21 protein-coding genes are annotated in these 26,428 nt (G+C 46.6%); 13 read left to right on the forward strand and 8 right to left on the reverse strand.

From position 1 onward, the window contains the following. Positions 1-52: 52 nt before the first annotated feature. The 3 genes from DDZ15_RS12015 (at position 53) to DDZ15_RS12025 (ending at position 1,562) form a co-directional block, all read left to right on the forward strand. Positions 53-673, forward strand: coding sequence for a YceI family protein (locus tag DDZ15_RS12015; protein ID WP_109647345.1), 621 nt, complete (start codon positions 53-55; stop codon positions 671-673). 181 nt (positions 674-854) lie between these two features. Beyond that, a complete protein-coding gene (locus DDZ15_RS12020) occupies positions 855-1,271 on the forward strand; it encodes a helix-turn-helix domain-containing protein (protein WP_109647346.1) in 417 nt (138 codons plus the stop codon). A gap of 15 nt (positions 1,272-1,286) precedes the next feature. Beyond that, a complete protein-coding gene (locus tag DDZ15_RS12025) occupies positions 1,287-1,562 on the forward strand; it encodes a hypothetical protein (RefSeq protein WP_242979013.1) in 276 nt (91 codons plus the stop codon). Positions 1,563-1,581: 19 nt separating this feature from the next. On the opposite strand, the gene DDZ15_RS12030 is transcribed toward DDZ15_RS12025, so the two are convergent. Next, entirely contained in the window at positions 1,582-2,184 is a 603-nt protein-coding gene (locus DDZ15_RS12030) for an NUDIX domain-containing protein (protein ID WP_109647348.1), read from the reverse strand. A 68-nt stretch (positions 2,185-2,252) separates the two neighbouring features. Between DDZ15_RS12030 and DDZ15_RS12035 the strand changes: the two genes are divergently transcribed. The 3 genes from DDZ15_RS12035 to DDZ15_RS12045 all read left to right on the forward strand — a co-directional run bounded on the left by DDZ15_RS12035 (position 2,253) and on the right by DDZ15_RS12045 (position 7,195). Then, positions 2,253-2,843 (forward strand): CDP-alcohol phosphatidyltransferase family protein, encoded by a 591-nt coding sequence (locus DDZ15_RS12035; protein ID WP_109647349.1) that lies wholly within the window; start codon positions 2,253-2,255, stop codon positions 2,841-2,843. 37 nt (positions 2,844-2,880) lie between these two features. Continuing rightward, the gene (gene ftsY, locus DDZ15_RS12040) at positions 2,881-3,840 is read left to right on the forward strand and encodes a signal recognition particle-docking protein FtsY (protein WP_109647350.1); all 960 of its coding nucleotides are present in this window, start codon (positions 2,881-2,883) and stop codon (positions 3,838-3,840) included. Between the two features lie 328 nt (positions 3,841-4,168). After that, the gene (locus DDZ15_RS12045) at positions 4,169-7,195 is read left to right on the forward strand and encodes a CHAT domain-containing protein (RefSeq protein WP_158278705.1); all 3,027 of its coding nucleotides are present in this window, start codon (positions 4,169-4,171) and stop codon (positions 7,193-7,195) included. Positions 7,196-7,355: 160 nt separating this feature from the next. Here the strand turns inward: DDZ15_RS12045 and DDZ15_RS12050 are convergent, their stop codons facing one another. Both DDZ15_RS12050 and DDZ15_RS12055 read right to left on the reverse strand, forming a co-directional pair. Then, positions 7,356-9,038, reverse strand: coding sequence for a M28 family peptidase (locus DDZ15_RS12050; RefSeq protein WP_158278706.1), 1,683 nt, complete (start codon positions 9,036-9,038; stop codon positions 7,356-7,358). Between the two features lies 1 nt (position 9,039). Next, positions 9,040-9,813, reverse strand: a complete 774-nt coding sequence (locus DDZ15_RS12055) for a segregation and condensation protein A (protein ID WP_109647507.1) — start codon at positions 9,811-9,813, stop codon at positions 9,040-9,042. 116 nt (positions 9,814-9,929) lie between these two features. On the opposite strand from DDZ15_RS12055, the gene DDZ15_RS12060 reads away from it, so the two are divergent. Together DDZ15_RS12060 and DDZ15_RS12065 are read left to right on the forward strand one after the other, a co-directional pair. Then, entirely contained in the window at positions 9,930-10,340 is a 411-nt protein-coding gene (locus DDZ15_RS12060) for a MarR family winged helix-turn-helix transcriptional regulator (RefSeq protein ID WP_109647353.1), read from the forward strand. After that, positions 10,337-11,659 carry a GntP family permease gene (locus tag DDZ15_RS12065; RefSeq protein ID WP_109647354.1) on the forward strand — a complete coding sequence of 441 codons (1,323 nt, stop codon included), beginning with the start codon at positions 10,337-10,339 and terminating at the stop codon, positions 11,657-11,659. The genes DDZ15_RS12060 and DDZ15_RS12065 overlap by 4 nt, the downstream gene beginning before the upstream one ends. A 47-nt stretch (positions 11,660-11,706) precedes the next feature. On the opposite strand, the gene DDZ15_RS12070 is transcribed toward DDZ15_RS12065, so the two are convergent. Genes DDZ15_RS12070 through DDZ15_RS12080 form a run of 3 tightly spaced genes read right to left on the reverse strand, consistent with a single transcriptional unit; the run spans position 11,707 to position 15,757 of the window. Then, positions 11,707-14,259, reverse strand: coding sequence for a T9SS type A sorting domain-containing protein (locus DDZ15_RS12070; RefSeq protein WP_109647355.1), 2,553 nt, complete (start codon positions 14,257-14,259; stop codon positions 11,707-11,709). A gap of 16 nt (positions 14,260-14,275) precedes the next feature. Beyond that, positions 14,276-14,926 (reverse strand): HD domain-containing protein, encoded by a 651-nt coding sequence (locus tag DDZ15_RS12075; protein ID WP_109647356.1) that lies wholly within the window; start codon positions 14,924-14,926, stop codon positions 14,276-14,278. Positions 14,927-14,929: 3 nt separating this feature from the next. After that, on the reverse strand, positions 14,930-15,757 hold the full coding sequence (locus DDZ15_RS12080; RefSeq protein WP_109647357.1) for a YaiO family outer membrane beta-barrel protein: 828 nt from the start codon (positions 15,755-15,757) through the stop codon (positions 14,930-14,932). A 346-nt stretch (positions 15,758-16,103) separates the two neighbouring features. On the opposite strand from DDZ15_RS12080, the gene DDZ15_RS12085 reads away from it, so the two are divergent. The 3 genes from DDZ15_RS12085 to DDZ15_RS12095 all read left to right on the forward strand — a co-directional run bounded on the left by DDZ15_RS12085 (position 16,104) and on the right by DDZ15_RS12095 (position 19,282). Further along, entirely contained in the window at positions 16,104-16,487 is a 384-nt protein-coding gene (locus DDZ15_RS12085) for a response regulator (RefSeq protein ID WP_109647358.1), read from the forward strand. A gap of 100 nt (positions 16,488-16,587) precedes the next feature. Next, positions 16,588-17,589 (forward strand): hypothetical protein, encoded by a 1,002-nt coding sequence (locus tag DDZ15_RS12090; protein ID WP_109647359.1) that lies wholly within the window; start codon positions 16,588-16,590, stop codon positions 17,587-17,589. Positions 17,590-17,707: 118 nt separating this feature from the next. Continuing rightward, the gene (locus DDZ15_RS12095; protein ID WP_109647360.1) at positions 17,708-19,282 is read left to right on the forward strand and encodes a glycosyltransferase family 2 protein; all 1,575 of its coding nucleotides are present in this window, start codon (positions 17,708-17,710) and stop codon (positions 19,280-19,282) included. Between the two features lie 16 nt (positions 19,283-19,298). Here DDZ15_RS12095 and DDZ15_RS12100 read toward each other — a convergent pair whose 3' ends face one another. Further along, positions 19,299-20,210, reverse strand: coding sequence for a sulfurtransferase (locus DDZ15_RS12100; RefSeq protein WP_109647361.1), 912 nt, complete (start codon positions 20,208-20,210; stop codon positions 19,299-19,301). A 297-nt stretch (positions 20,211-20,507) separates the two neighbouring features. On the opposite strand from DDZ15_RS12100, the gene DDZ15_RS12105 reads away from it, so the two are divergent. Continuing rightward, positions 20,508-22,532, forward strand: a complete 2,025-nt coding sequence (locus tag DDZ15_RS12105) for a S9 family peptidase (RefSeq protein WP_158278707.1) — start codon at positions 20,508-20,510, stop codon at positions 22,530-22,532. A gap of 93 nt (positions 22,533-22,625) precedes the next feature. Here the strand turns inward: DDZ15_RS12105 and DDZ15_RS12110 are convergent, their stop codons facing one another. After that, positions 22,626-23,783 (reverse strand): hypothetical protein, encoded by a 1,158-nt coding sequence (locus DDZ15_RS12110; RefSeq protein WP_146198581.1) that lies wholly within the window; start codon positions 23,781-23,783, stop codon positions 22,626-22,628. Positions 23,784-24,025: 242 nt separating this feature from the next. Here DDZ15_RS12110 and DDZ15_RS12115 point away from each other — a divergent pair, with 242 nt between their 5' ends. Beyond that, entirely contained in the window at positions 24,026-26,413 is a 2,388-nt protein-coding gene (locus DDZ15_RS12115) for a glycosyltransferase family 2 protein (RefSeq protein ID WP_109647364.1), read from the forward strand. Positions 26,414-26,428: the final 15 nt, after the last annotated feature.

A 26,428-nucleotide genomic window follows, 5' to 3' on the forward strand; every position in this document is an offset into this window, starting at 1 on the left:
AGGATTGTTGACAATAACACACCTACTATGTCTTGTCATCAATCCTTTTATTATGTGGACTCTATCGATACTATTACTGAATCTTTTTCTCAACGGCCAGCCGGTATTTCAAACAAGTTTAAGTGATTCCGTTCTCGTCAGCCCGGAAAGTAGTATTACGGTAACCGGCTCATCAACCCTGCATGACTGGGATGCGGTGTCATCAAATATTGAGCTCAGTGCAGACCTTCCGGAAAGTTGGTTTCAGTCGGAAGAGGAGTGGAATACAGAAGCGTTGACAGGAATTGTGGCTGAAATGCCCATAGAGAGCCTTGAGAGCGGACGCCGCAAAATGAACCGAGACATACGGGAAGCACTGCGCTCGGAGCAGTACCCCAAAATCAGATTCACCTCTTCAGTTGCTGAGGTTCTATCCTATCAGAAAGAAAACGGGGTGTATGAGTTCAGGCTGAACGGGAACCTGGCTCTTGCGGGAGAAGAGAGAGACACGCAGTTTGTATGCACGATAGATGAGCATGAAAATCAAACTTTACGCGCCACATGTGAAACGGATATTGATATGACTGATTTTAACATTAACCCGCCAACTGCTTTTTTCGGGGCACTGAAAACGGATGAAATGGTCACAATTATGGTTGATTTAATTCTGCTATCTTCGAGGGGAAAGGACTGAAAAGAGAGTCTTGACCGTTGGGAAGTGCCTTTTTGTTTCGATCAATTGCAACCAATATAAGGGTATAGGGCACTCACGACCAAAAGAGATTTGAAATGGATACATGATATATAAGTAATGTTAGTTAATAATATTCTTTATATATTTAATGGCAGTTATCAATAGATAAAAATTTACACAAATGCCCAGAAAAATTGGATCTCTGACCCTTTATTCTGTAGATGATCTGCATGAGATGCTTGGGGTCAGTAAAATGACTCTCCGCGCTTATCTTCGGGAAGGAAGATTAAAGGGGCGAAAGCTTGGAGTGCAGTGGTATGTTACTGAAGAGTCTATTCGTTCCTATTTTGACGAAAGCGGGCCTGAAAATGTTCAGGCCAAAAAAGCACAGTCTGACAAGGAAATCATGTATGTTGTACAGGGAGTGAACGACCTTGTGAGTGAAACTGAAATCTGTACGTCTGTAGAGGAGACGCTTGAGTGCCTGAAAAACCAGGCGATTATCAGTCTTTTCCAGGTTGAAATCAAAGATGCAGATAACGGTGAAGTAATTGAAATTGTGAAAGCACGTGATTTTTTGGAACGCTATTCCGGTTAAACCATGAACCTGCCTTTGAAAAAAACCGCCCTGCAGATTATTGAATTCGGAAACCTCCCGGAAGATCAGTTCTACTGCCTGATCAATTTAAATATCAGTCCGGACGGCATGAATATTGAAAAACTGCGCTTGACTGATCCCCGGAATTTCGACCTGCAGTTCAGGGAAAGCGGTTGTCTGCTAATGCTTACCGAAGATGAGATTGAAGAGCTGATTCGCAGGAAAGAAATTGACCGGGATTCAATACATGAATCGCTTTACAAGCTTGCCCGTCAGGAAGGTGTAATCTAACTATACCGGTTCGGCATTCTCATGTAAAGGCAACCGGGAAAGGACCGTTATCCTCCCACCAAAGCCACGTCTTTATTAATGAACAGATTGTTTTTCCATCCATAATCTCACCCTCCCTGACCATTCGCAGAGCCTCCGAATAGGGAATTCTGTAGGTGATAAGAAATTCATCATCGTCAGACTTTTGTTGCTGCTCGGCAAAGCCCCAGGCGGCATAAATGTGGATTAGCTCATCAGCATACCCGATGGCAGGATAAAACTCTCCTGTTTTTACCAGGTTTGAACAAATCAGGCCGCTCTCTTCCGTCAGCTCTCTTTTTGCCGTCGTTTCCGGACTTTCACCCGGATCAAGTTTTCCGGCCGGAACTTCAGCAAATATTCTGCGCGGTGGATAGCGATACTGTTTCAGAAGCATTACTGTGCCGTCCTCGAACACAGGCACTACGGCGCTCGCTCCCGGATGCTTGATCCAGTCTCTTGTAGATGTTGAGCCGTCTGGAAGACGCACCTCATCAACATACACGTCCAGGAGTACTCCGTCGAACACATTTTTTGAACGAATAGGTGTTTCTTCCAGCTTGTCGCTGATCGAATTGCGGGATTGTCGTTCTTTATCTTCCATTTAAATATAAATTAAGTCGTATAAAGCGTATTTTCTGAATCAATGATTACAGATTGAAAGCGTCTTATATGGGAGAAGTTATAAATATTGACGGCAAGAAGATAAAAGTGCGCGACTATATTTACACATGGTCGAACTTTATCTCCTTTACCAGGATCCTTGTGGTAATTCCCATCATATGGCTTCATATCAATAATGGGTTTGAAACGGATGTCTGGATTATCGTACTCATTATCTACGGCGTAATTTCGGACTACCTCGACGGTCTTGTTGCCCGATGGCGCGATGAAATATCAGAATTGGGGAAGATTCTGGATCCGATTGCGGATAAGCTGATGGCCTTCTTCCTTTTTCTTTATACAGTTATTCTGGGCTGGATCCCCCTCTGGTATTTTTTTCTGGGAGTAGTCAGGGATCTGCTCATAATGGCCGGATCTGCACATATTAAACGAAAACGCGGCAAAGTTGCCATGTCGATTATGTCGGGCAAAATAACGGTGAATGCAATGGCTCTATACTGGATCTCCGTGTTCTTCTTCCGTGAAGCGGAAACAGCACAGACGTTTCTGATGGTTGTATCCGCACTGATGATGATTGTATCTTTCATAGAATACAAGCGCAGGTACTATAAAATTATAAACGGGGCAGACTTTAATTGATCTCCGTTTTACTGAATAAATTTTTGGTTTAAACAACATGAGCTGGTTACAGAAACTTGGTTTAAAAAAGCAGGAAAAACTGGAACAGGGTGTTGAGAAAAGCCGTGACGGTTTGCTCAATAAAATCGGGAAAAGCATTGCCGGTAAAAATACGGTGGACGCCGAAACCCTCGATGATCTCGAAGATGCCCTCATTTCCTCGGATGTGGGCGTGAAGACCACAATCGAAATAATCGACCGCATTGAGGCTCGTGTGGCCCGGGATAAGTTTATTACCCAAAATGAGCTACAGCAAATACTTCGTGAAGAAATTGCAGATCTGCTCAAAGAGAACAGGCCTGAACAGCCGGCTGAATTTGACGCTGATTTTCAACACAAGCCACACGTGGTGATGGTAGTGGGTGTAAATGGAGTGGGAAAAACCACAACCATAGGCAAACTTGCGCACCTTTATAAAAATGCAGGCAAGCTTGTTGTTTTGGGTGCAGCCGACACCTTCAGGGCGGCGGCCGTAGACCAGCTTACTATTTGGGGTGAACGGGCCGGTGTGCCAATTGTTCAGCAGGGACAAAATGCCGATCCGGCCGCCGTTGCTTTTGATACGGTTGCTGCCGCAAAATCAAGAGGTGCGGATGTGGCGCTTGTTGATACGGCCGGCCGCCTTCACAATAAAAAATCGCTGATGGAAGAGCTTGGCAAAATCAAGAGGGTTATGGGGAAGGTAACAGATGGAGCCCCGCACGAAATCCTGTTGGTTCTGGATGCCTCAACAGGTCAAAACGCCATGCAACAGGCAAAAGCCTTTACGGAGGTGGTTGACGTAACCGGCCTGGTTCTTACCAAGCTGGACGGAACAGCCAAGGGAGGCATTGTTATTGGAATATCCAATGAGCTCAGTGTACCCGTAAAATATATAGGCGTTGGAGAGAAGATCGAGGACCTGCAGATATTTGACCGGGTTGCCTTTGTAAATGCCCTCTTTGGGTCAGATGAATGAACGAAAGTTTATTTATCCGCAACTGAACCATAAAATACACCTCTTCCGCAGCTACCCTCAGGAGGAGAAGAAAACGGGATTTTGAAGTCAGAGCCCTGGAAATAATGTCGCGCCCTCCGGGATCCGTGAAAGCGAATGGCGATACGTTAATTTGGTATTGGCGTAAACGGCTTTACAATTAACCTCCCGTTGATTAACATATCAGGCCTTAATCGTGTTTGATATGCTCACTGCTCATACGCCTTTTTTTACAAACCTGACGAGCCGGGCCGCATTGGCAACAGTTTTCTGTCTCTGCTTTGCTTTGCTGACTATCTGTCCGGCCTTTATGCTGGCCGCACAGGAGAGTAATAATCCCGACCAACTCTTTCTTGAAGCCAAACAGCTTTTTTTAAACAACGAGAAACAAGAGGCCGACCGGCTTTTTCGTTCGTACTATCGTGACCGGTGCACATCACCCGAAAACATTGAACGGTGTGCAGAAACCGAAATCTATCTCGGTTCAATCACCCGTTCCGGAGGTGAATACGATCAGGCTGAAGAGTTTTATACTCTCGCCAGATCGCGCATTACAGATAGCCGGGAGCAACACGGTTCATTGCTTGTCTGGATCTATTCACAGCTTTTTTATCTGGAGGACGAACTGGAAAATATCTCACTGGCTGAGTCATGGGTAAATAAAGCCCTGGAGCTTGTCGATGAAGAGCAAATGAATGGAGTTCCTGCCGCAAGGGCCTATCTGGCAAATGGCTCCCTCCAGATTACATTGGGCAACTACCAGGATGCGGTTGACGCCTTTGAACTCGCTCTGGATCAAATTCATACCGATCCCGAAAGCGACAATTATGAAACTAAACGGCTTTTATCGCAGGGCTATACAAATATGGGCATCGCATACGGCCGGCTCGGACTATACGATAGTGCTCTGCGGCAGTATGAAAATGCAAGACAAATCATCCTGGATACATTCGGCTCCCAGGACCGTGAAATGGCACTCATTTATAATAGCCTGGGATCGATCAGTTATTTCAGCGGCGATCACGGAACCGCTGCTCAATATTTCCTGAGATCAGGTTCCATTTTATCTGACATTCATGGTGAGATTCATGAAGGAGTTGCTATAGCGTATAACAATGCAGGCTCATCCTTTATGAGCCTGGGCGATATTGTTTCGGCAACCGAATATCTTGAAAAAGCTCAGCAAATAAAGGAAAGCCTGTATGGTTTTGAAAACTTTGATATAGCCGTGGGCTATAACAATCTGGCATATTTGTACGTACAAAGAGAAGAGTACGGGCAAGCGGAGGAGTATTACAGGCTTTCAATTGAAATCCGGGAAAAGCTTTTTGACAAAACACACCCTTCACTCACCGCACCATTGCTGCAGCTTTCAAGTATGTACATACAAATTGAAAACTATTCCGAGGCTCGTGAGCTGCTGGAACGCGTTGTCGAAATTGCAGAATTACGTCTTGACGCTTCACATCCGGATGCAATTGAGGCAATGATGCTGATCGCAAGTTCGTATATGGCACAGGGTCAACTGGATGATGCGGAGCGCGGCTACATTGCGTTGATCAATTTACTTACCGAAAACGCACTGGCCGGTGATGGAGACTTCTTAACCGTTCAGCCTGAACGCGTCAGGTACCCCGTAAAACTGGTAGAATCGATACGGGGATACACGGCAACCCTTTACAGCAAGTATCTGAGTAATTTGAATGAGGGCGCCCTTACAACAATTCTGGACGCAGCAGAACTTGCTTCCCGAACCATCGACTTTTTGCAAACAACGTATCAGAGCGAAGCCTCCAAGCTGAACCTGCTGGATAAAAACCACGATATCTATGCAACAGCGATCGATGCAATTTATGAGCTCTACTCCATGAACAATAATCCGGACAGAATTGACCAGATGGTTTACTACTCGGAGAAAAGCAGGGCCAGAATTGCCATGGAGTACCTCCAAACCGTTGAAGCAAGGAACTTTGGAAGCATTCCGCAAGAGGTTATTGACGACGAGCTCAAATTAAACCTGCGGGTAACCGAACTCTTTCAACGGGTAAACCTTGAAAAAGAGAAAGGCGATGAAGCCGACTCCGTATTGGTTGGTACGTTAACGGACTCCCTCTTTCATGCGCGGCGGGAGCTGCAGGAGTTTACAGCAGCCCTGGAGCACAACTATCCCTCATATTTTGAGCTTAAGTACAAACAGCACATCGCAGGAATCACCGATATTCAATCTTTTTTATCTGAAGATGAGACAGCCATCCTTTACTCGTTTGGGCGCAATCACCTGTATGCAACCGTTCTTGGAAAGAATAGTAAGTCACTGCATAAACTGGATGTTGATACCGGTGAAAGCGTTACCGGCCAGATTAACAGCCTGAGAAGTACGCTGGAAACCGGAAACAGGGAAGAATACAGGCAGCAAGCTTATCTTTTGTATGAGCAACTGTTTGCTCCCTTACGGCCTGATATCCGTTCTGAATCTTTGATCCTGTTGCCCGACCAGGTTCTGCAATACCTGCCATTCGAACTGCTTCTCACGGACGAAAGCGAAGCCTCAGAGCCTGATCATGAACTGCCTTTTTTGATCAGGGAATTTGATTTCCGTTACTCTCCTTCAGCAACCGTCATGCTTTCTGAGCGCTCTGCTGAAGAAGAAGGTTCTCCGCAAAATCTGCTTGCTCTTGCTCCCTTTGAACAGGACGGTGTGAGTTATTCGACTCAAACCGAAATATCCCGTGCTCAAAACAGCCTGGGCGCCCTTCCTCTAACGGGATATGAAGCAAGAGAAATAGCTTCGTTGTTCAGACAGAGGGATACGGCCTGGAACTTCTTTTTTCCTGAACAAGCCGAAGTGCTTACCGGCCGGCGGGCTTCGAAAAACAGAGTGCTAACCGGCGTGATGGATGATTACGGTTTCATCCATTTTGCCACGCACGCGTTTATTCACGAAACAAACCCTTCACTATCAGGAATTGCACTCCACCGGGGAGATGATGAAAACGGAATGGTATATATAAGCGATATTTATAATCTCAGAATGAATGCAGACCTCGTCGTGCTAGGAGCCTGTGAAACAGGTCTGGGAGAACTGCATCGTGGTGAAGGGCTGATCGGATTTACACGCGCATTTTTCTTTGCCGGTGTCTCCAACCTGGTTGTATCCATGTGGAAAGTGGATGATCAGTCCACAGCGAATCTGATGGTTAATTTCTATCGCAATATCCGTAACGACAACATGGACTATGCAGCTGCACTGCGTAATGCCAAACTTGAGCTTATAAATCACCCGGAATATGCATTCCCTTCAAACTGGGCCGCATTCATTCTGAATGTGCGCCAGTAGGTGAAGTTGGGTTAGAAAAAAGACCTGAACGTCAAAAATTTGTCTCATCCATAGCTGCCTTGTAGCGAACGGCATATGGTCTTTATTTTACACTTTGAAATTGAAAAGACGTTACGCTACCTATCCGGAAATAAGCCTCTCAAAGGCAGCATGATTTCTTTTAACGTCGCGTAATTTCAATAAACTGCTGATTATCAACAACCGGCCGGCCGTCGTAATTTGCCACTTCAACTGATGACGTGTAGATAAGCCGTGCCACCCTTGAAAGTTTATCATAGTCGATCTTGTCGGAGTGGTCGGAGGGACGGTGATAATCTTCATGTACACCGGTAAAAAAGAATACAAAAGGTACCTCGAGACGTCCGAAATTCCAGTGATCGCTTCGGCGGTAGAACTGATTTGGGTCATCAAGATCGTTATAGCTGCGATCGAGCCTCATGTTAACAGATTTTCTGTTTCCCGCCTGCACAAGGCTGTCAAGTCCGGAAGAGATAATCTCACCTCCAATCAGGTACACATAATCCGTATCTCCCTTTTCAATATTCTCGGGGTCACTTCTTCCCACCATGTCCGTATTAAAATTAGCCACCGTCTTTTCTATAGGAATAACGGGATGGTCTGAATAATATCTTGAACCCAGCAGCCCGTTTTCTTCACCGGATACGTGAAGAAAAAGCACGCTTCGCCCGGGCCGGTATCCCCGGTCGGCCGCTTCCTGAAAAGCATTGGCGATAGCCATTAATGCCACCGTGCCGCTTCCGTTATCATCCGCCCCGTTGTTGATTGCATCTCCTTCATCATTAGGTTGTGTTACCCCGATATGATCGTAGTGTGCCATAAGAACCAACACCTCTTCTTTTAATACAGGATCGGCTCCCTCCAGCAAGGCAATGACATTCTGTGTCTCAATATAGCCCGGTCCTTCAAATGGTGTATATTCCAGGTAATAACCGGTTTCCCGGGCCCTGAATTCATGGGCATCTTCGATCAGGCTTTGACGAAATGCCTCCAGATCCTCCTGATCATCAAGTTCCAGCATGGTGGCTGCCATTCTCGGGCTGATCTGATTGATGCCTTTGTATACCCTGTTGGTGCTTCGGTTCCCATCCCGGTAGGCAAGGCTCATGGAAGACGGTTTGCTCATAAGCGATGAACTAACGGCCGCAAGATCCTCAAATTCATCCTGCGAATAATCGGAAATCAGTAAAATACCTGCAGCATCTCTTTCGCCGAGAATGGCTTGAATTCGGCTGTTGCTTGTAATCTCTGGTGAAATAAGAGTGTCGCCGTCTTGCACATAGGGTATATCCTCAAAAATAAGTACCCACTTTTCTTCAAGGTCCGTGCCCTCTAAATGATTGATGTTATATTCGGGATCATTCAGACCAAATCCTGCAAAAACCACATCCCCGGTCAGCGAACGGGTGCCTCCGTACAAACGAATATATTCGCCCTGCGAGTCGGCAGATTCCTTGGTATGATTAATTTTTACAAGCTCTTCTCCTTCAATTCTGAACGTATCGTATAGCAGGCTGTCGGTGAATTCCGCATTTATCCGGTACGTCTGATAGTAGCTTCCGTTATCGCCCATAGGCTTTATTCCCAGCTCTTCATAATATCCGGACAGATACGATGCAGCTTTCTTCAGGCCGGGAGTGCCGGTAGCTCGTCCCCGTAGTGAATCGTGTGCAATAATCTGCAGGTGTGTTTGAAGAAACCCGGGCGTAATGTGTTCGGAGAAACTGTAAATATTTTGCCCGCCGGCATCTTTGCTGCCCGTTTTCTCCTGAGCGGCACAGCCTGCGAGAATGATAACCGCTGCAGCTAAAATTGAATGTCTCATGTCAGTCAAATTCTGATTTAAACGAACCGGAAGAAGCACCGATAATCTCATCAACCGGTTTCAGGTCAATGTAAAAATCTGTTGAACTATCTTCCTCTATAAATAAATTAATCTGCTGTTCTTTAAGCATTTCAAGAATGGCCAGAAATGTTACTACAATGGCCATCCTGGATTTCAGTTCCATACAGAATGAAATAAATGATGTTCTGCCGGCTGACTGGAGCCGATTCAGCACATACTCTGCCTGTTCTTCAACAGTGTATTGTACTTTTTCAACTTTATGATAAGTATGCTGTCGCTTAATATCGGCAAGCACTTTTCGAAAAGCGGCCATCAGGTCAAAAAGGGTCACATCTTTCAATGCTTCACCTGTTGCCTGTTTCTCCACCTCGTCTGCTTCTGCATAACCGCGATAATACTTCTGACGTGCTTCCTCATCAATCACGGTCAGCTTTTCCGCCATCTCCTTGTAGCGTTTGTACTCCAAAAGCTTTTGGACCAGCTCATATCGGGGGTCATCTTCATCCAGGTCCTCGTCATGCTCATTCTCCCTGGGCAGCATCATTCTGGCCTTGATCGACATCAGCAGACTGGCCATAAAAATAAACTCGCTGGCAACATCCAGATCCAGCTCTTCCATAAGCCTGATATAATCCAGAAACTCATGAGTTATATGCGAGATGGGAATGTCGTAGATATTGAGCTCATCTCTTTTGATAAAAAAGAGAAGCAAGTCCAGCGGACCTTCGAAATTTTTTAGTTGAACTCTGTACATGATGGGTTTTAGCCTGTGTAAAGATCGGAAAATGATCATTAAAAAAGAAGCTTCACGGTTGATTCTCTCTTTAAGATTGAGCAGGTTATTATTGCACATACAAACTAAGGGGTATTATGCATTCAGCCGCAAATCACTTTAGCCGGGAAATCAGCCGTTTCTTCGATTCTTACTTTGATGAACACAAGCTTGCCACCTCCTACGTACAGGTGCTGCGTTTGATTGACGAGCAACAATCAATAACTCAGAAAGAGATTGCAGACAGAATGAACCTGGCTCCATCCACCATAACAAGATTTATCGGAAAGCTGAACAAAATGGGGCTTATTGAGAAAACCAGATCAGGTAAGGAAATGTCGGTCCATATCAGTGAAGGCGAAAAAAATACTGTACGGAACATGATTTCTTTGCTTAAAAAGGCCGAAAAGGATCTTGAAGCACTACTGGGCAGTAAGTATATCGAAACCACGTCTGCTCTGCTCAATTACGGAGCAAATGAGATTCAGTCAAGGCTTGATGAGTCATGACCGCTTTTCTATGGCTCTTGCTGGTTGTCGGTTTAATTATCTGGATGACAAGCCGTCTCAAAGTTCATCCATTCCTGGCGCTTCTTTTTGGGTCCATCATGATGGGCGTTGTATCCGGCATTCCCGTAAACACACTTCTTACTACACTTGCAGGTGGATTTGGTACTACCCTCCAGAGTATCGGCATCGTCATCGCTTGCGGCACCATTATCGGTGAATATTTGAACCGGTCGGGCGGTGCTGCCGTACTCGCGAACAGGCTGCTCCGGCTAACGGGTGAAAAAAAGGCCCCTTTGGCCATGAGTATGACCGGTTATATCGTTTCTATTCCCGTTTTCTGCGACTCCGGTTTCATTGTTCTCTCTTCCCTGATGAAAGCCGTTGGGAAAAAGACGGGCACTGCCGTAACCGTACTTGCCATTGCGCTTGCTTCCGGCCTGTATGCCACACATGTTTTCGTGCCGCCAACACCGGGCCCCCTGGCCGCTGCCGCAACGCTGGGGGCCGACATCGGTCGTGTCCTGCTTCTGGGGCTCTGCGTATCCGTGCCGGTAATGCTAACCGCTCTTGCATGGGCATATTACTGGTGCGGCAGGTATCGCATCGAATTGGATTTATCAGAAAAACAGGAACCGTCCACCAATCATCCGCCATCATTTTCTATTGCTGCCGCTCCGATATTGATACCTATCCTGCTCATTGCCCTAAAATCGTTTGCAGAATACCCCTCTGCACCTTTTGGTGAGTCAGTACTGTTTTCATCGATTGTCTTTATCGGCGATCCCATCATGGCCCTTTTAATCGCTGTAATTCTGTCTTTTTTCATGGTTGGCAGGGGCGAAAAAAGGATCAAAAACCTATGGCTCGAAGAAGCCCTGATGAAAGCAGGGATTATCATTCTTATTACCGGTGCGGGCGGTGCATTCGGTGCTATACTGAGAGAGACCGGGATCGGTGATTTTGCCGCCCGTTTTGCCACAGCCGGCGGGCTTGGCATTATCATCCCGTTCCTTATCGCTGCCTTTCTCAAGACCGCACAGGGCTCCTCAACCGTCTCCATAATCACTGCGGCCGGAATCTGTGTACCTCTGCTGGAACCCCTGGGTCTGAGCTCGGAAACCGGTATTGCGCTCGCGGTACTAGCGATCGGGGCAGGTGCGCTTACCGTATCGCATGTAAATGACAGCTACTTTTGGGTGGTAGCCAAATTTTCGGATATGGACACCTCTACAGCACTGAAAACACATACCTCTACAACCCTGGTAATGGGCGTAACGGGATATCTTATCATCCAGCTGATGGCCTGGTTTCTTCTTTGATCACCGGTACGTTTCCGCAGATCAGGCCGGAAATTCAACTCCGGCCACTATTTCACAATCATAAACTTCTTCAGTTGTGTATCCCTGCCGGAATAGACTCTGGCGAAATAGACACCTGACGGCGCAGAAGGCAAAGAAATGCTGGCCTGGGTTGAGTTTACGTTCACTTCATAAAGTTTCTGTCCGGTAATGGTAAAGAATTCAATCCGGTCGATGACGGAAGAAGCACGAATTGTAAACTGATTGTTACTTGGATTCGGATAAAGCGACACAAAACCGTCGCCCACCGGCGTACCTTCCACATTCAGGTGGACATGTACGGGTTCCGAAACATGTGAACCTGCGCGAACACGATAGAGAAATGCGTCATCGCCGGTAAATCCCGCCTCCGGCGCATATGAAAAGCTTCCATCCGCCCCGATTTGAATCAATCCGTGCTGAGGAGGCTGAACCAGGATTGCCTCCATGGGTGAACCGTCCGGTGAGAGATCATTCAACAATACACCCTCGTCGCCGCCTATACGGTTTATGCCTTCAACCCCCACCCGATATGAATCTGTAACCGCTATAGGGTTGCCCGGAAGTGAACGGAGCCGCTCTTTGATAACGTAATAGCTATCTTTTTTATACTCTTCTGTATCGTCCGGCAGGTTCCACGGCTGCCAGTTAAATCTGGTTGTCGCTGTTCCCGCAAATCCATTGTAAAAAATAACCGCTTTTATACCATCGGATATTTGGGTTTGGATTCCGGGAACCGTGCGGTCATCGTGCATCGCTTCCAGCCTGGACGGATCGGTAAATTGAAGCAGTGACCATGGCAGCCTTACAACAATCCGGTCTTCGTATAAAAATACAGCATCGGTACTTTTAGGCGGAGTTCCGAGCCTGTTTACTCCCAGGTTGCCGATGTCCTGCGTCTCCTGATCTTTCACATTATTTTTCCACCTTACCAGTTTCCACGGAGCGCCATCGGTGGGAACCGAGCGGTATAGCTGCTCAGGCGCAGAGGTACCGTGCCATATTCCAAACAGGTCATAGGCCTCCGTCACGAACAGTTTGGCCGAGTAGTTCGTGATCATAAGTGCAAACTCGGCGCGATCGGCCACAATATCGCCTGAAGGTAATATGGACTCTCCCAGGTTTGAATCATAGGAATCTATTGAAATCCAGACCGTATCATCCTCAGCAATATGCTGCTGAAGGTCGAGTTGCATCTTAAAATAGGCGTAGCCGGCGTCAGCATGCAATGCCGTGATGGGTTCCTGCTCTCCAAATGCTTCCCACTGCTGCATCTCACGTTCCGGTGTGCGAAAGCCGATAAGCCCGAAATTTTGTTCTGCAGCGGTAACATTATGCCAGAGCACCCTGCGATTGATATCAAAATCGAAGGGGTTGGTAATCCAGGTCTGTTTGAACCATTCGTCCATCCAGGAAAATTGCATACCCCCTCCTGCACCTGCCTGATGAATATTCATAAGCATTCGAATATTGTTCTCTCCCTGCTCTGTTTCGGGGTAGCCTCCGTGATGGATACCGTTCTGGGCATATTGAGCCACTCCCCAGCTGGAGGAACCGCCAAACTCTGCTAAAATCAGTGGGAATTCCGGATAGTGCTCTTTCAATTTAGTCAGATATCCAAGGTAGCTGTTTTGGCCCAGATGGTCGAAGTAGGACGTATATTCAGGATGGCGGCTGATATAATTGGGGTAGTACGGATACGCGTGATACGATACAAAAAAACCGGCATCTGCATTGCTGTAGTCAATACCGCTAACGTCTATGGATGCACTTACCTCATATAGATTTTCCTCAAACGGGTGCTCAAGAGGATCCAGGGTTGGCCAGCTGGAAGCTGAAACCGGACGCTGGGTGCCATAGTTTTCCATTTCGAAGCTCAACAGGTGGTCCAGGCGTGCAGTTATCCAGGCCTCGGACGCCTGTGTATTGGAAATTGAAAGATACTCTCCTTCATATGACGTAATACCGGGACGGGTTTGGTTGGTATGAAGCACTTCCGGAGGATGGATTTCCCTTCCTGCGATGTACCCGATCACCCAGGGTGATACATCCGCATCAAAAACACCGTGCGCTTTTCCCAGACGCGGAGCAATCGTTATGTCACCGTGAATGGCACGAATATTTTCACGCGTCTCCTGCTCAAAGGTTTCCGTCAGAAAAAACAGGTCCTCATCGTACCCTTCAATCTGTTCTTCCAGCCAGATGCCCTGGAAGAGAAAGAGCGGATATTGAGGATTCTCCAGGTTATAGCGGCGCAGCTCTCTGTAAAAGCGCGGATAGTGCAGCGTGTATATACGTATGCTGTTAAAGCCGGCTTCACGCATCATATGAAACCATCGCCGGTAATCATCTGCGCTTGCGGCAAGACTGCCCGCAAATGTGCCGGGAACAGCAATTCCCAGATTAATCCCTTTTATAAAAAGAGGCGTATAGTTCTCGCCGTTCCAAACGGTTATATGTGTACTGTCGGTGGAAAAAGGGAAAGGATGATCGCCTGCAGACTGAGCTGCTCCCTCAACTACGGAGCATACCGTAATTAAGAAAACAAATAGCCAATGCCGATACGGTTCATGAATAATCATTATTCCCTCTGTTGCTTTAACGTCCGCTTTCGGGGATTTCTCTGTGTAATTGTTTTATGAATTCTTTCATAAAATCAACTCGTTTGCGGGCCTCTTTTTTACCTGTTTCAGTTTTCATGAGGTCAGGAAGCTTAAACAGCTTGGAATAGAAGTGATCTACGGTGAACCGTGTATCATCGGGCTCTCTGCTTACACAGAAAGGATCCATTCGATTATAGAGTGACCGATTGAGGCTGCCGCCCACTAAAAAGCATCGTGCCAGTCCAATAGCTCCCAAAGCATCCAGTCGATCCGCATCCTGTACGATTTTTGCTTCCAGGGTCCTGGGTTTCATATCGGCTGAAAAGCTGTGAACTTTAATGGCATGGGCTATATCTTCATGTTTTTTTTCGTCGAACCCGATCTTCTGTAAAAACTGGATCGCCTTATTTGCAGCCATTGTTGATGCCGCATGTCTGTCGGGGTCATTTTTAGGAAGCACTACACAATCGTGAAGCCAGGCCGCTGCGATCGTAACTTCCTCGTCTGCATTTTCTTTACTCAAAATCAGTTTGGCGTTTTCCACCACACGTTCAGTGTGATTCAGGTCATGTGCAGTGTCTGTATTTGCATCTGCTAGTGAAGAAATGTATTCCCGGCATCTTTTTTCAAGCAGCTGAATATCCATATCTCAGAAGCGGTAACGTATTCCGGTTTCAAATGTGTAAATGCTTACAAACTGATCTGTAAACGGAAACTCCTGGCTGCTTGCTTTTACTTCTCCAAAAAGCTCAAACCTATTCTGAACAAGATAATTGCCGATCAGCCCGACATACCGGGTTTTGAGAAGGCGCTCCTCAGGTACCCCGTCTATCAGACTTCGTTCATCCGGTGAAAAACCAAACCCTGCAATTACTGATGCAAATTTTTCGGGATTTCCAAAATAGCGCCTGGCTGTAACATTCAATGAAGCAGACACTCCCGAATCCTGTGGCGTAATGAACGGCCTCGCTATTAAAAGCCAGCTTCCGGCGTACTTATTCAGGGAGCCTGTAAAAATGAAAACATCATCTGTACTGAATTTTAAATAGCGAACCCCTGCTGAGGCTTCAAATCCCCCGGGAATCACCCGGTACAATTCTCCGCTTCCCTTAAACTCAGGAAAGAGGTCGCCTCCTGAGAGCCCCAGGTTGAAATTACCGTACCATTTCCCGCTGAATATGGGCCATAGATCTATTTCTCCCTGGTAATCCGTGAGCCTAAAACGATTCCCCACATTCAGCCTGCCGATATACGTATTTTTCTCCGTAAACTTTCTGTACTCAAGGTACATACGCTGCCAGTCCTCAAAGTCATCGCCATACCGGTCGTAGGTAAAGGCCGTGGCCACCATATTGCCAAGGCCGCGATACGGTTGATTCGGGGCTGAAGATGTCTGTGCCAATACCGGCTGTATATTTGTGCTTATCAGAACGGCAAAAATGCCGGCCCAAATGATTTTCCCTTTTGTTAAATCCAAAATCCTATTGTCTGTAGATGTTATTACACTTCAAAAATATGGCTTTTGATCAATAAATAATCACTCATAAAACCGTTCTTCCCTAAGTGGAAAAGCAGGTTAGAATTGTTTTATACGCATGATCCAATTCTCTGCCAATGCGCAGATCATCATTTTTGCCCATTTACATTCTTCAGGGCTGATAATCCAACCTGTATCTCACATAGACAAAGAGTTGGAAAGAGCCGTTTAGTTACATAATCGACAGATCATTAATATAAATTAAAGTTCTCTCCCTGAAATATTTCATACATTCTGTATACAAGAAAGAATACGCAGTATATATAGATCATCAACAGAGAGTTACATGAAAACACGTACACCGTCTATCCTTTTGATCGAGGACGACCCGGTTGTTGCCAAGCTCATCGAGCATCGCCTGACTAAAAACCAATTTCGGTTTGAGCGCCGGAATAACGGGTTGGATGGCCTGAAAGCCATCAGAGAATTGAGCCCCGACCTGGTACTTCTTGACGTTATGCTGCCAAGCATGAACGGACTGGAACTTCTGAGACAGATTCGGAGCGAAAAACAGATCAGGGATACAAGGGTTATTATGCTCAGCGCATCCATGAAAATCAAAGACAAAGAAAAGGCGTTCAGCTACGAGGCAATGGATTATGTTGAGAAACCCTTTCAGACGGACGAATTGATAATACGCATTAACAAAGCACTGGCACCGGTAAAATAACGCAATCCACATTTATACCGGACTACATAAAAAAGGTACTCCGGTTCATTTTTAAGAGCTGCCGGATAAAACCGATAAGCAGATCAGGAGAACATCATCTATGGAAAATTTTCAGCTGATTATCACAGCACAGTCTTCCCTTTTCTGGGATCCGTCTACACGCCTTTTATGGCTCGTGACCATGGCGCTGCTGGGGTCCACACTTTTTCTTTTTATATACACACTTGGGCTGCGATATCTTCAGATACGGAAGCAACGGCAAACTGAACGATTTGAGAGAACCCTTTTGCCCGCCCTTTTCCAGTATCTGGATGGAGATATTGGCAGAAGGGAACTGGAAAAGCTTACAGGCACAGACAAACTGAAGTGCAAGGTGTTTAAGGAGAATGTTATCGAGCTTCTGAAAAACCTGGAAGGCGATGAAGCCGTTAAACTACGGTCCGCACTGGTCATAAAGCCAATTTATGATTATCACCTGCAGCTTCTTCAGTCGAACGACCCCGAATTGAAAATCAAGGCTTGTTCGTACTTCAGGTATATGGATCTCAATGTTCCGTTCATAATCCGTTTACTGAAAAAAGAGGTACTCTCGGACAACACGTTTCTTGCGTTCTCTGCAGCCTCCGCGCTGATGGGGAGCCCTGATTTGGCCACCAGGAGTTATGCATTGGGTTCCCTCGCGAAAAACAGAAAATTGTCAGAAATGGCCATAATGGAGATGTTTTACAGATTCAGAAATGAAGATCTGAATCAGGAAGAGGAAGAGTCGGATGCACTAATGCACATTGTTTCTGATCCTGAAATCACGCCTGAAAACAGGGCTGTACTTATTCGGTGTGCAGCGGAATCCAATTTCTGCCACCTGGCTGATACTTTCTATCAGTGGCTCAGAAGTAAAGAGGACATGTGGAACAACCCGGTGGTATTAACTGCGCTCATCGACTCGCAACGGATATTTCTGAATCTGGATGCAGCCGACTATATTGTCCGTTTTTTATACCACAGTGATAAAAAGATAGCTTTGGCTGCCGAAAATTCGGTTGGCGAGCTCACGTCAAGAGAGTTTGCTTCCGCAATAGGGCACCCGATCGTCTTGAATTAACCTGCTACGGACCATGAGACAGGACAGTGAGTCTGAATAAGCTGGATTGAGCCTGAAAAGCTCAGCCATAAACTGGATATCCCGTAATGGAGAACGAATTAATTTACAGTAATACAAAATGACCGAATTTGCAGGACATATTCTTCCTTATCTCTACCAGTTTCTGAACTATCTGGACTCCATTGGGTGGCTGTTCATCACCTATTTTTTTGTTGTGAACTCCATCTATATCGTGATGGTGTTCATTTCCCTTTTCTACATTCGCAAACTTCAAAATTACTACTCGGTTTTTGAGCCTGAGGGGGTGTTTCAGTCCGACCTCTACAAGACCATTACGGTCATCGCGCCCGCTTATAACGAAGAGGTGAATATCATTGATTCCGTTGAAACAATGATGCAGATGCACTACAGGGACCTTGAGTTGGTGGTAGTGAATGACGGCAGTACCGACCGGACAATGGAGAAGCTGATTAACCACTTCGAACTGAGAGAGGATACGGTTCCTGTTTATTCTGATTTACCGCACCGGAAAATCAATAAAACGTACCGGTCTGCGCGCTATGACAATCTTATTGTTGTGGACAAGGAGAATGGAGGCAAATCCGATGCCCTGAACGCAGGGATTAATTTCACAAATCGCGATCTTTTCTGTTCAATTGATGCGGATTCCATCCTGGAACCCGACGCGCTCAATAAAATGCTTCGTGCATTTGTTGAGGACAAAAAACTCGTGGCGGCGGGCGGGATTGTACGGATTGCAAACGGCTGTCACATTTCAGACTATGAAATCAGGAAGGTGGATATTCCAAAAAGTTTTCTGGCCCGGCTGCAAACTGTTGAATATCTGCGCTCATTCCTGTTCGGACGAGTGGGCTGGGATTTTTTCAACAGCCTTTTCATTATCTCGGGAGCATTCGGCATTTTCGACCGTAAGGCGGTTATCAGGGCCGGAGGCTACAGCCGCGACTCCGTCGGGGAAGATATGGAGCTGGTGGTTCGCCTTCACAGGTTTTTCAGGGAGCAAAAGGAAGAGTACCGCATACGCTATATTCCAGAACCCGTATGCTGGACGGAAGTACCCGAAAACTGGCTTGACCTTTCTTCCCAGCGAAATCGCTGGCAGCGGGGACTGGCGGACTCGCTTTGGAGGCACAAAACCATGTTTTTTAACCGGAAATATGGAAGAATCGGAAACCTTACCATGCCCTACTTCTTTTTTATAGAGTTTCTGGGCCCAATTATTGAGATGCTGGGCTATTTCTATTTAATAAGTGTTATTCTCACTTTTGGCGTCTATGAAACCTTTGTGGTTCTGTTCCTCTCTGTTTCCATCCTTCTTGGCATGATGCTTTCCATCTCATCCCTTATCAGTGAGGAGGCTACATTCAGGCGCTACGGCAGTGCAAAAAATATCATAACGCTCACCCTGTATGCAATTCTTGAAAACCTCGGATACAGGCAAATCAATACCTGGTGGAGGTTTAAAGGGGTTTTCGACTACATCAGGGGCAAGCGGGGCTGGGGCAGCATACAACGGCAGGGATTTAAGCAGGATTCAAAGCCAAGGCAGCCCGTTAAATCTCCAAAAACAGACTGGCGGATAAAAATGCGTAAAGCCTCCTACTGGATACTGGTTTCCACAATACCTCCTGCCGCGATCTATCTGCTGCTCAAGCTTATGTTTCAATTCTGAATTGCGGTGTTTGAATTTATTCTGAAACTGTTGACTGTACCACCGTTTCCGAACTGTTACCGTATTCAGACCATGAACCCTCATAGGCTCTCACTGAATCGTACCCCATCAGCCGCAGTGTGAAGTAAGCATGAGATCCGCGTACATTCGATTGGCAATGCGTAATAATCTCTTTGTCCCATGTAATGCCCATTGCATTTAATTTGTCCTGAATCTCGGCTGCGGAAAGAAAATAGGGTACGCCTTCCGACTCAATCAGGTTATTCCACTCCAGATTTATCGCATTAGGAATATGGCCATTTTTTTCCGCACGATCCGTTTCACCCCTGTACTCTTCGGGTGAGCGTACGTCAAAAATGATTTTATCCGGGTCATTTGAAGCTTCTACAATGTAATTGATGTCGCAAATTTTTGCCTCCTGAACAGCAACTGTAAACATCCCGGATTCCGGAGATTCCGGTTCTTTTGCAAAGGGCAGTGCCTCTTCCATCCATGCCTCAAATCCACCATTCAGTATGGCAGCGTTTGAAAACCCATAATAGTCCAGCGCGTAAAACAGCCTGGCTGCCGCAAGGGAGTTTCCGCCGTCGTACAGCACAAGCCTGTCCTCGTTATCCAGTCCCAGTGCCCTCATTTTTTCCTCAAAAGCCTCAGGCCCGATCAGGTAGGATTCAACAGGGTGATCCGGATCAATCAGTTCCGAAACAGCCTGAAAGTGAACAGCTCCTGGAATCAGTGAATCCGGCTCTTCAGCTCTTGTGTCAATCACTACCGGATCATCACCGCCGTTAATCTGTTCATTCAGCTCAGCAGCGCTGATCAGCAGTTCGGAGTTTGGATAATCCGTAAGCGGCTGATCAACTTGTTGTGAACATGCCGTGATTAGAAGAAGCGGGAGGAGAAAAGTGACAATGTATTTTACCTTCATGATGGTATTCAGGTTTAAAGTTGGCAAACTGATACGTGAATGATCTGTTCCGAAACTAACAATTACATAGCAGGGCTGCGTTCATGGCTTCCCCGGAATGGCCGAAGTAAAGAAAATAACATTTTTTGATTTCACAGCAGGATCTCTTCATCAGCAGGCAGCTACAGAATCTCCGAAATGATTTTCAGCAAATATTCCTGATATGTATCTTGATGGAATAAGAGGATATAAACCGAAATATTTAATCACCAGAATATGAAGATAATGACTAGAGATGCTGACAGGTTGACGGTTTTCATGACCCTCATCCTATCATTTTTATTTATACACAGTATATCTTTTGCGCAGACTGAGATTACGCCGCAGCACATCTCAAAAGTGACCGCTGTAACAGGGTCGGCTATATCAGATGACGGCAACCACATTGCCTATACGGTAAGTGTTCCATCTGATCCTTATCTCGAGAATGCGGGCAGCCAGACAGAGCTGCACGTCTACTCCGTCAGTGAGGGCATATCCAAACCTTATTATACGAGTGGTTCAGTGAGCGGTGTGCAATTCAGACCGGAAAATAACTCCGTCTCATTTCTGGCCAGTCAGAGCGGCGACAACGGAAGGGCATTGTATGAGGTGCCCCTTGACGGTGGAGAGGCCGTGAAGCTCTTCGGGTTTGAGCGAAGCATTCTAAGCTACTCCTGGCATAATGATGGAAATCACATTGTATTTACGGCATTCGATGCTGCAGAAAGTTCAGATTCACCTCTTCCCTATACTGCAGACGTATATGAAGAGAACCGGCCAAATCGTAAGGCGTATATTACCAACGTAATGCACAGCAACCATACCCCACACCTCATCGACCTGGAGGGATCCGTGTACATGATGGCGTGGAGTCCGGAGGGGAGCCGAATTGCCGTTTCAGCAGCTCCCACGCCTACTGTTGACGACTTCTATATGGCGCAGCAGGTATTTGTTATCGATTACCGCACGCGGGAGGTTGTTGCGGAAGTGAACAATGAAGGAAAAATCGGCCAGATTGTATGGAGTCCCGATGGTACGCAGCTCGCTCTTCGTGCAGGCATGGATATTCATGATCCTATTGACGGAAGAATCCTGATTGTGTCTGCGGAAGGCGGTACGCCCCGCATCATCGATCGGGGTTTTGAAGGAAAGTATGAGCACATAGACTGGACAGATACCAATGAGATCTCATTCCTGGCAAGCATCAGCACAAGCACAGCCATTGGAACTATTCGTCCCGACGGGCGCTCTAAAAATTACGTGCTGGAGGCAGACGCCCATGCCATCACATCCTTTTCAAAAGCAACCGGCGGCGCGGTCTCTTTTACGGCCAGCACACCCGCTCATCCCACCGAGCTCTTCCATCTGTCAGCACGCAGAAACGCTGAACCTGAACGCTTAACCCATCACAACCCCTGGCTTGAGGAAGCAGAGCTTGGCAGGCAGGAAGTGGTTCGATATACGGCAAGAGATGGTGAATTCGATATTGAGGGCATGTTGATTTATCCGGTCAATTACAGTGAAGGAACCAGGGTGCCGGTCATTACCGTGGTGCATGGCGGACCTGAAGCACATTACAGCAATGGCTGGCTTACATCCTATTCCATGCCGGGGCAGATGGCTGCAGCAAAGGGGTACGCTGTTTTTTATCCTAACTATCGGGGCAGCACAGGCCGCGGAGTGGATTTTGCCTACAGCAGCCAATCGGATCTGGCCGGCAAAGAGTTTGATGATGTGGTAGACGGAGTTGACTACCTGATTGAGCAGGGAGTTGCGGATCGTGACAGAATTGGTGTTACAGGAGGCTCTTACGGCGGATATGCCTCTGCCTGGATGAGCACCTACTACTCCGACAGGTTTGCAGCTTCAGTTATGTTCGTTGGGATCAGCAACAACCTCTCAAAATGGGGTACCAGCGACATCCCGGATGAGCTGTTTCTTGTACACTCACGAGAGCGCATGTGGGAATCCGACGATATGTGGATGAACTACCTGAAACGAAGTCCCGTATATTATGTAGACCGTTCACAGACACCTATTCTGATTATGCACGGGGCAGAAGATACGCGAGTGCACCCTGCACAGTCTCTTGAACTCTATCGCCACATTAAAGTGAGAAAACCGGATGTACCCGTTCGGCTTGTGTGGTATCCAGGTGAAGGACACGGGAATACACGTGCGTCATCCCGGCTGGATTATGCATACCGTATGCTCCGGTGGTTTGACACGTACCTGATGACCGGCGATGCAGATGCGGAGCTGCCCCACTGGGATGCTCCCATACCTGAAGCAGGAGAATAAACAGCGCCGTTATTAACGGTTTTTATTTCTATAAAAAAACCCCGCAGGAGTACCTTGCGGGGTTTTTTGTCTTTCAGGATCCAGAATCCATTTCTAACTTTCAAGAACCCTGCGGTTTCTGGCAACAATCGCCTTTGATCGGTCCTTAAGTAATTCCGCAGCGTCCATCATCATCTCTTCATTGGCCGGAAAGGGCACTTCCCTTCCCCTCATAACCGCCTGTAACTCTTCACTCAGTGCACGCCTGTCGCCGCTATATTCGCCAAACCGGTGACGAAATACAGCTTCGACGCCGATATTATCGGTTTTCACAAGCTGATCGGTTCTCAAATCATACACGTTCAGAGACCCACCCACAACGGCCGATTTCAACTGAACCGTTTCCGTAATCTCTGCAGATACCGTTATCATATTGGGCACACGGATATCCGTTCCGGTTGAGTCTTTCATCACATTTCCATTGTCGTCCAGTTGATACCTCATTCCGTCCTGTATTTCACGTGACTCCGTAAATGTTCTGCGCTCAATGGTTTCAGGTGAAAAGGAGATATCGGTAATATTAAGGATTACAAAATGATCGTAATCGATTGATTCATTTTCATAGGTATCGATATTCAACCACAGAGTGTTCAGCTCTTTCAGCGTCACTTTTTTGATTTCAGAGTCAAAGAATTCAGGAACTACCATTCCGGAATTATTCTCTATAAGAAAAAGTGCATTGTTTCTGCCGGCAATCTCTGCTTCGGCCATTTTCTGTACAACATCCCTGTATCCCGGATAAATTAAATCGGCCTGTTCAAACTCATTATACGCCTGCCTCGCGCTTAATTTATCCCCTGCAGCCAGAAACTCTTCACCGCGGCGATACGATACATCCGCTGCCGCCGCCTTGGAGTCAACTATCTTCTGATCGTAGTTTACAAATGTAAACTGACTTCTAACCTGTGAAGGCAGACGGCGAACCTTATTTTGCCGAATGTTCATCTCCTCATATAGCAGGTATATCTCCACCCAGCTCTCTTCAAGTCCTTCCAGTTCCAGAAAGTCGATTCTTTCCTGGTCAAAGGTGTTTGCCAGCTCGTATGCTTCTTTCAGAACCGCAAGTTCCTTGCCGTTGTCCGGCTTTTTCATCAGCTTTTCTGATGCCTTGTCAATTGCCCTGTCATATTGGCCCCGCTGAAGCATCTTCTGAGATGATGCGCACGAAGCGGCTATCAATGCGACAAGAAGTATTGGGAATACTTTTTTCATTTCATTCACCGCCGTAGATTAATTTTCGTATTAGCCTGTATCACGTATCCTTACGCGTGTCCGGATATAAATCGCCATTTGCCGTCTTTGTTTCCAAAAGGATACAGTTTAATAGCTGATGTTACTTAAAAAAACTGTATGCATTGTATTCTTACCTGTATTTTTCCGTCTTCACATTTTATTTAATTCCCTTTTTATCCCCCCTCGCGATCTTTTATATTTGAGCTAAATTGTACCACATCATGCACGGACCCGTTGCCCTCTCCGTTATTCTTACAACTCATGCCGCCAAGAGTCATTTTGAAGCTCTTCTGCTCACCCTTACGCGTATTGGCCACCCCGGTATTGAGCTTATAGTAATTAATGATGCTGCGGATTCAGATCTGTCGCTTTTCATTCAAAAAACGCTTGGGCAGACCGACAGCGAGCAGGTGTACTACTTTGAGCATGATGCTCCCTGCGGGCGCGGGTATTGTCTTAACGAGGGTTTGATACAATCATCCGGTATGCTTATTTGGGCACCTCTCCAGGCCAGCAGGCTCAACGAATCGCTGCTTACGGATGCCATCAGGAGGTTCAAGTCGGATCCTGCCGCTTTTTGGGCTCTCGATTTTTCGTTACCGGGATCGCCTGAGCGATGGATTGACGCCGCCGAAGATGCAGGCCTTCCGGATGATACCTGCCTTGTATGGAATCGCAGCGTGATTGGTATGGGAAACATGATCTTCAATCCCTTTTTAAAAGAGCTTCACGGTGCTGAATTGGCAATGCGCCTTTCAGAAGAGAATACCTGGCACAGAACAGACCCGTTTTTCGTACTCTCTGAAAATCAGTCTATTTTTGCAAAACCGGACGATATAAGAGAGTTCACCCTGTCAGCCATTCGCCTGAGTACGGATCCCGATGAGCAGGCTGCTCTTTTCGAAAAACTGCAAACCCTCGACCGTTCCGAACCATCCCTTTCACGAGACGAGCAGCTGCTGATCGATGCCAGAAAGTATCTTAATACAGGAGATGCCAACAAGTCGCTTGAGTTTATTTCAACCTACTTGCGCAAATATCCAAATCATCTGGAAGCCAATCGAATTAAGATAACATCTCTTGAAAAGTTGAGGCGGCACGTGGAGGCCGCAGAACTGAAGCACCGGCTGCAGAAGCGTCAAAAGGAACAGCAGGAACAGATAAGGCAAGAACAGCCCGAACCGCCGCCGCCACCGAAGACTGAAAGCAGCAGTGATGAAAAACCTGCACGGGCAGACTCACGGTTCACATTCGATTTCGACTCGAATGACGTTCAGGAGGATGAAGAAGACTCCGTAACCACAGAATCCTCGGCCACAACCAATGAGGACGAAAAACCTCTCTATTCTGTGATCATACCCACAACCGGAGCCGGCAAGCCTTTCCTTGAGCAGACACTTATCCGGCTTTCTGAAACCGTGGATTCAAAGCTCACAGAATTAGTTGTTATTGATAATGCCAGTATTGACGATACATTCGAATATCTTGAGCAGCTGGCTGAAAAAGATTTTCTGAACATCCGCATTCTGACCAATTCAAACAATAAGGGATTTGCAGCGTCCGTCAATCAAGGGCTCGATGCAGCCTTGGGAGACTATCTTGTTGTTATGCATAACGATTTACTGCCTTCAGAGAATCTGCTTCCGCTTCTGAAGGGAGCTTTTGAAAATCGCAGCAACGTTGGTCTTGCAGCGCCGGTACTGAATAAAAGCAGTGAACCGGCCCAGGTGGCCAGCCCGGATGAAACCGTATCCCATTTATCAGCCTCTTCTGCCGACAGCTGCTGTTTTATGTTGAAAAAAGAGCATGATTTTCGATTTGATGAAGATTACGGTCTCTCTTATTACGATATGAATGACTTGTGCATGCTGGTAAAAGATTCAGGGTATGAGATCTCTATCGTTACGGCAGCCCTGTGCAATCATGCTGAAGCCAAAACAACCACTATGCTCGGCCTCCAGATGATCCCCTTTCTGAAATGGTCGAACAAAGACCGCTTCTACCGCAAGTGGGGTACAACCGGCGAGAAAAAAATTCCTGACCAGGGGTCCCATCCTGATCGGCTTCGAAAATTGGGCATTCCACACGACCCCTTCAATCCCGACATTGATTGGGTGGATGCCGTACAGTCCTATCTTACCAGTGAAGTAAAAACGGAAATACTTCGAAGCAATTGGAGTAAAGACGATCTGATTACAATCGTGTCGGCTCTGACCATTGCCGACGAACGGGAGTTACTGCGTACACTGGAGGACCGGCTGGATAAACTGGATCTGCCGGTCGCATTTCTGCTCCTGATGATCGAATATTATTTTTCTAAAAATATCTTTTCACGCTGTAAACACTATCTGGAGAAAGGAGGTAAGTCGCACCCTGCATTCGATCTCTATCGCCTTAAAATTATGGTAGCTGATAAAGAGATAAAAAAAGCAACTCCGCTTCTAACCTCTATGCTCGACAAATATCCTGCCAGTCCCGATCTGATGAGCCTTGCGGGCGATATGTACAGGCAGAGCGGAGATCTGGACGAAGCGAAATCTTTTTACGCTTTGGCAAGTCAGATCGATCCGTTCCGTTTCTCTATGGATGAATCAGCTTTTCAGATTTAGTGTAACGTGAGTGCG

Origin of the sequence: Rhodohalobacter mucosus, assembly GCF_003150675.1 — a bacterium.
Classification (GTDB): domain Bacteria; phylum Bacteroidota; class Rhodothermia; order Balneolales; family Balneolaceae; genus Rhodohalobacter; species Rhodohalobacter mucosus.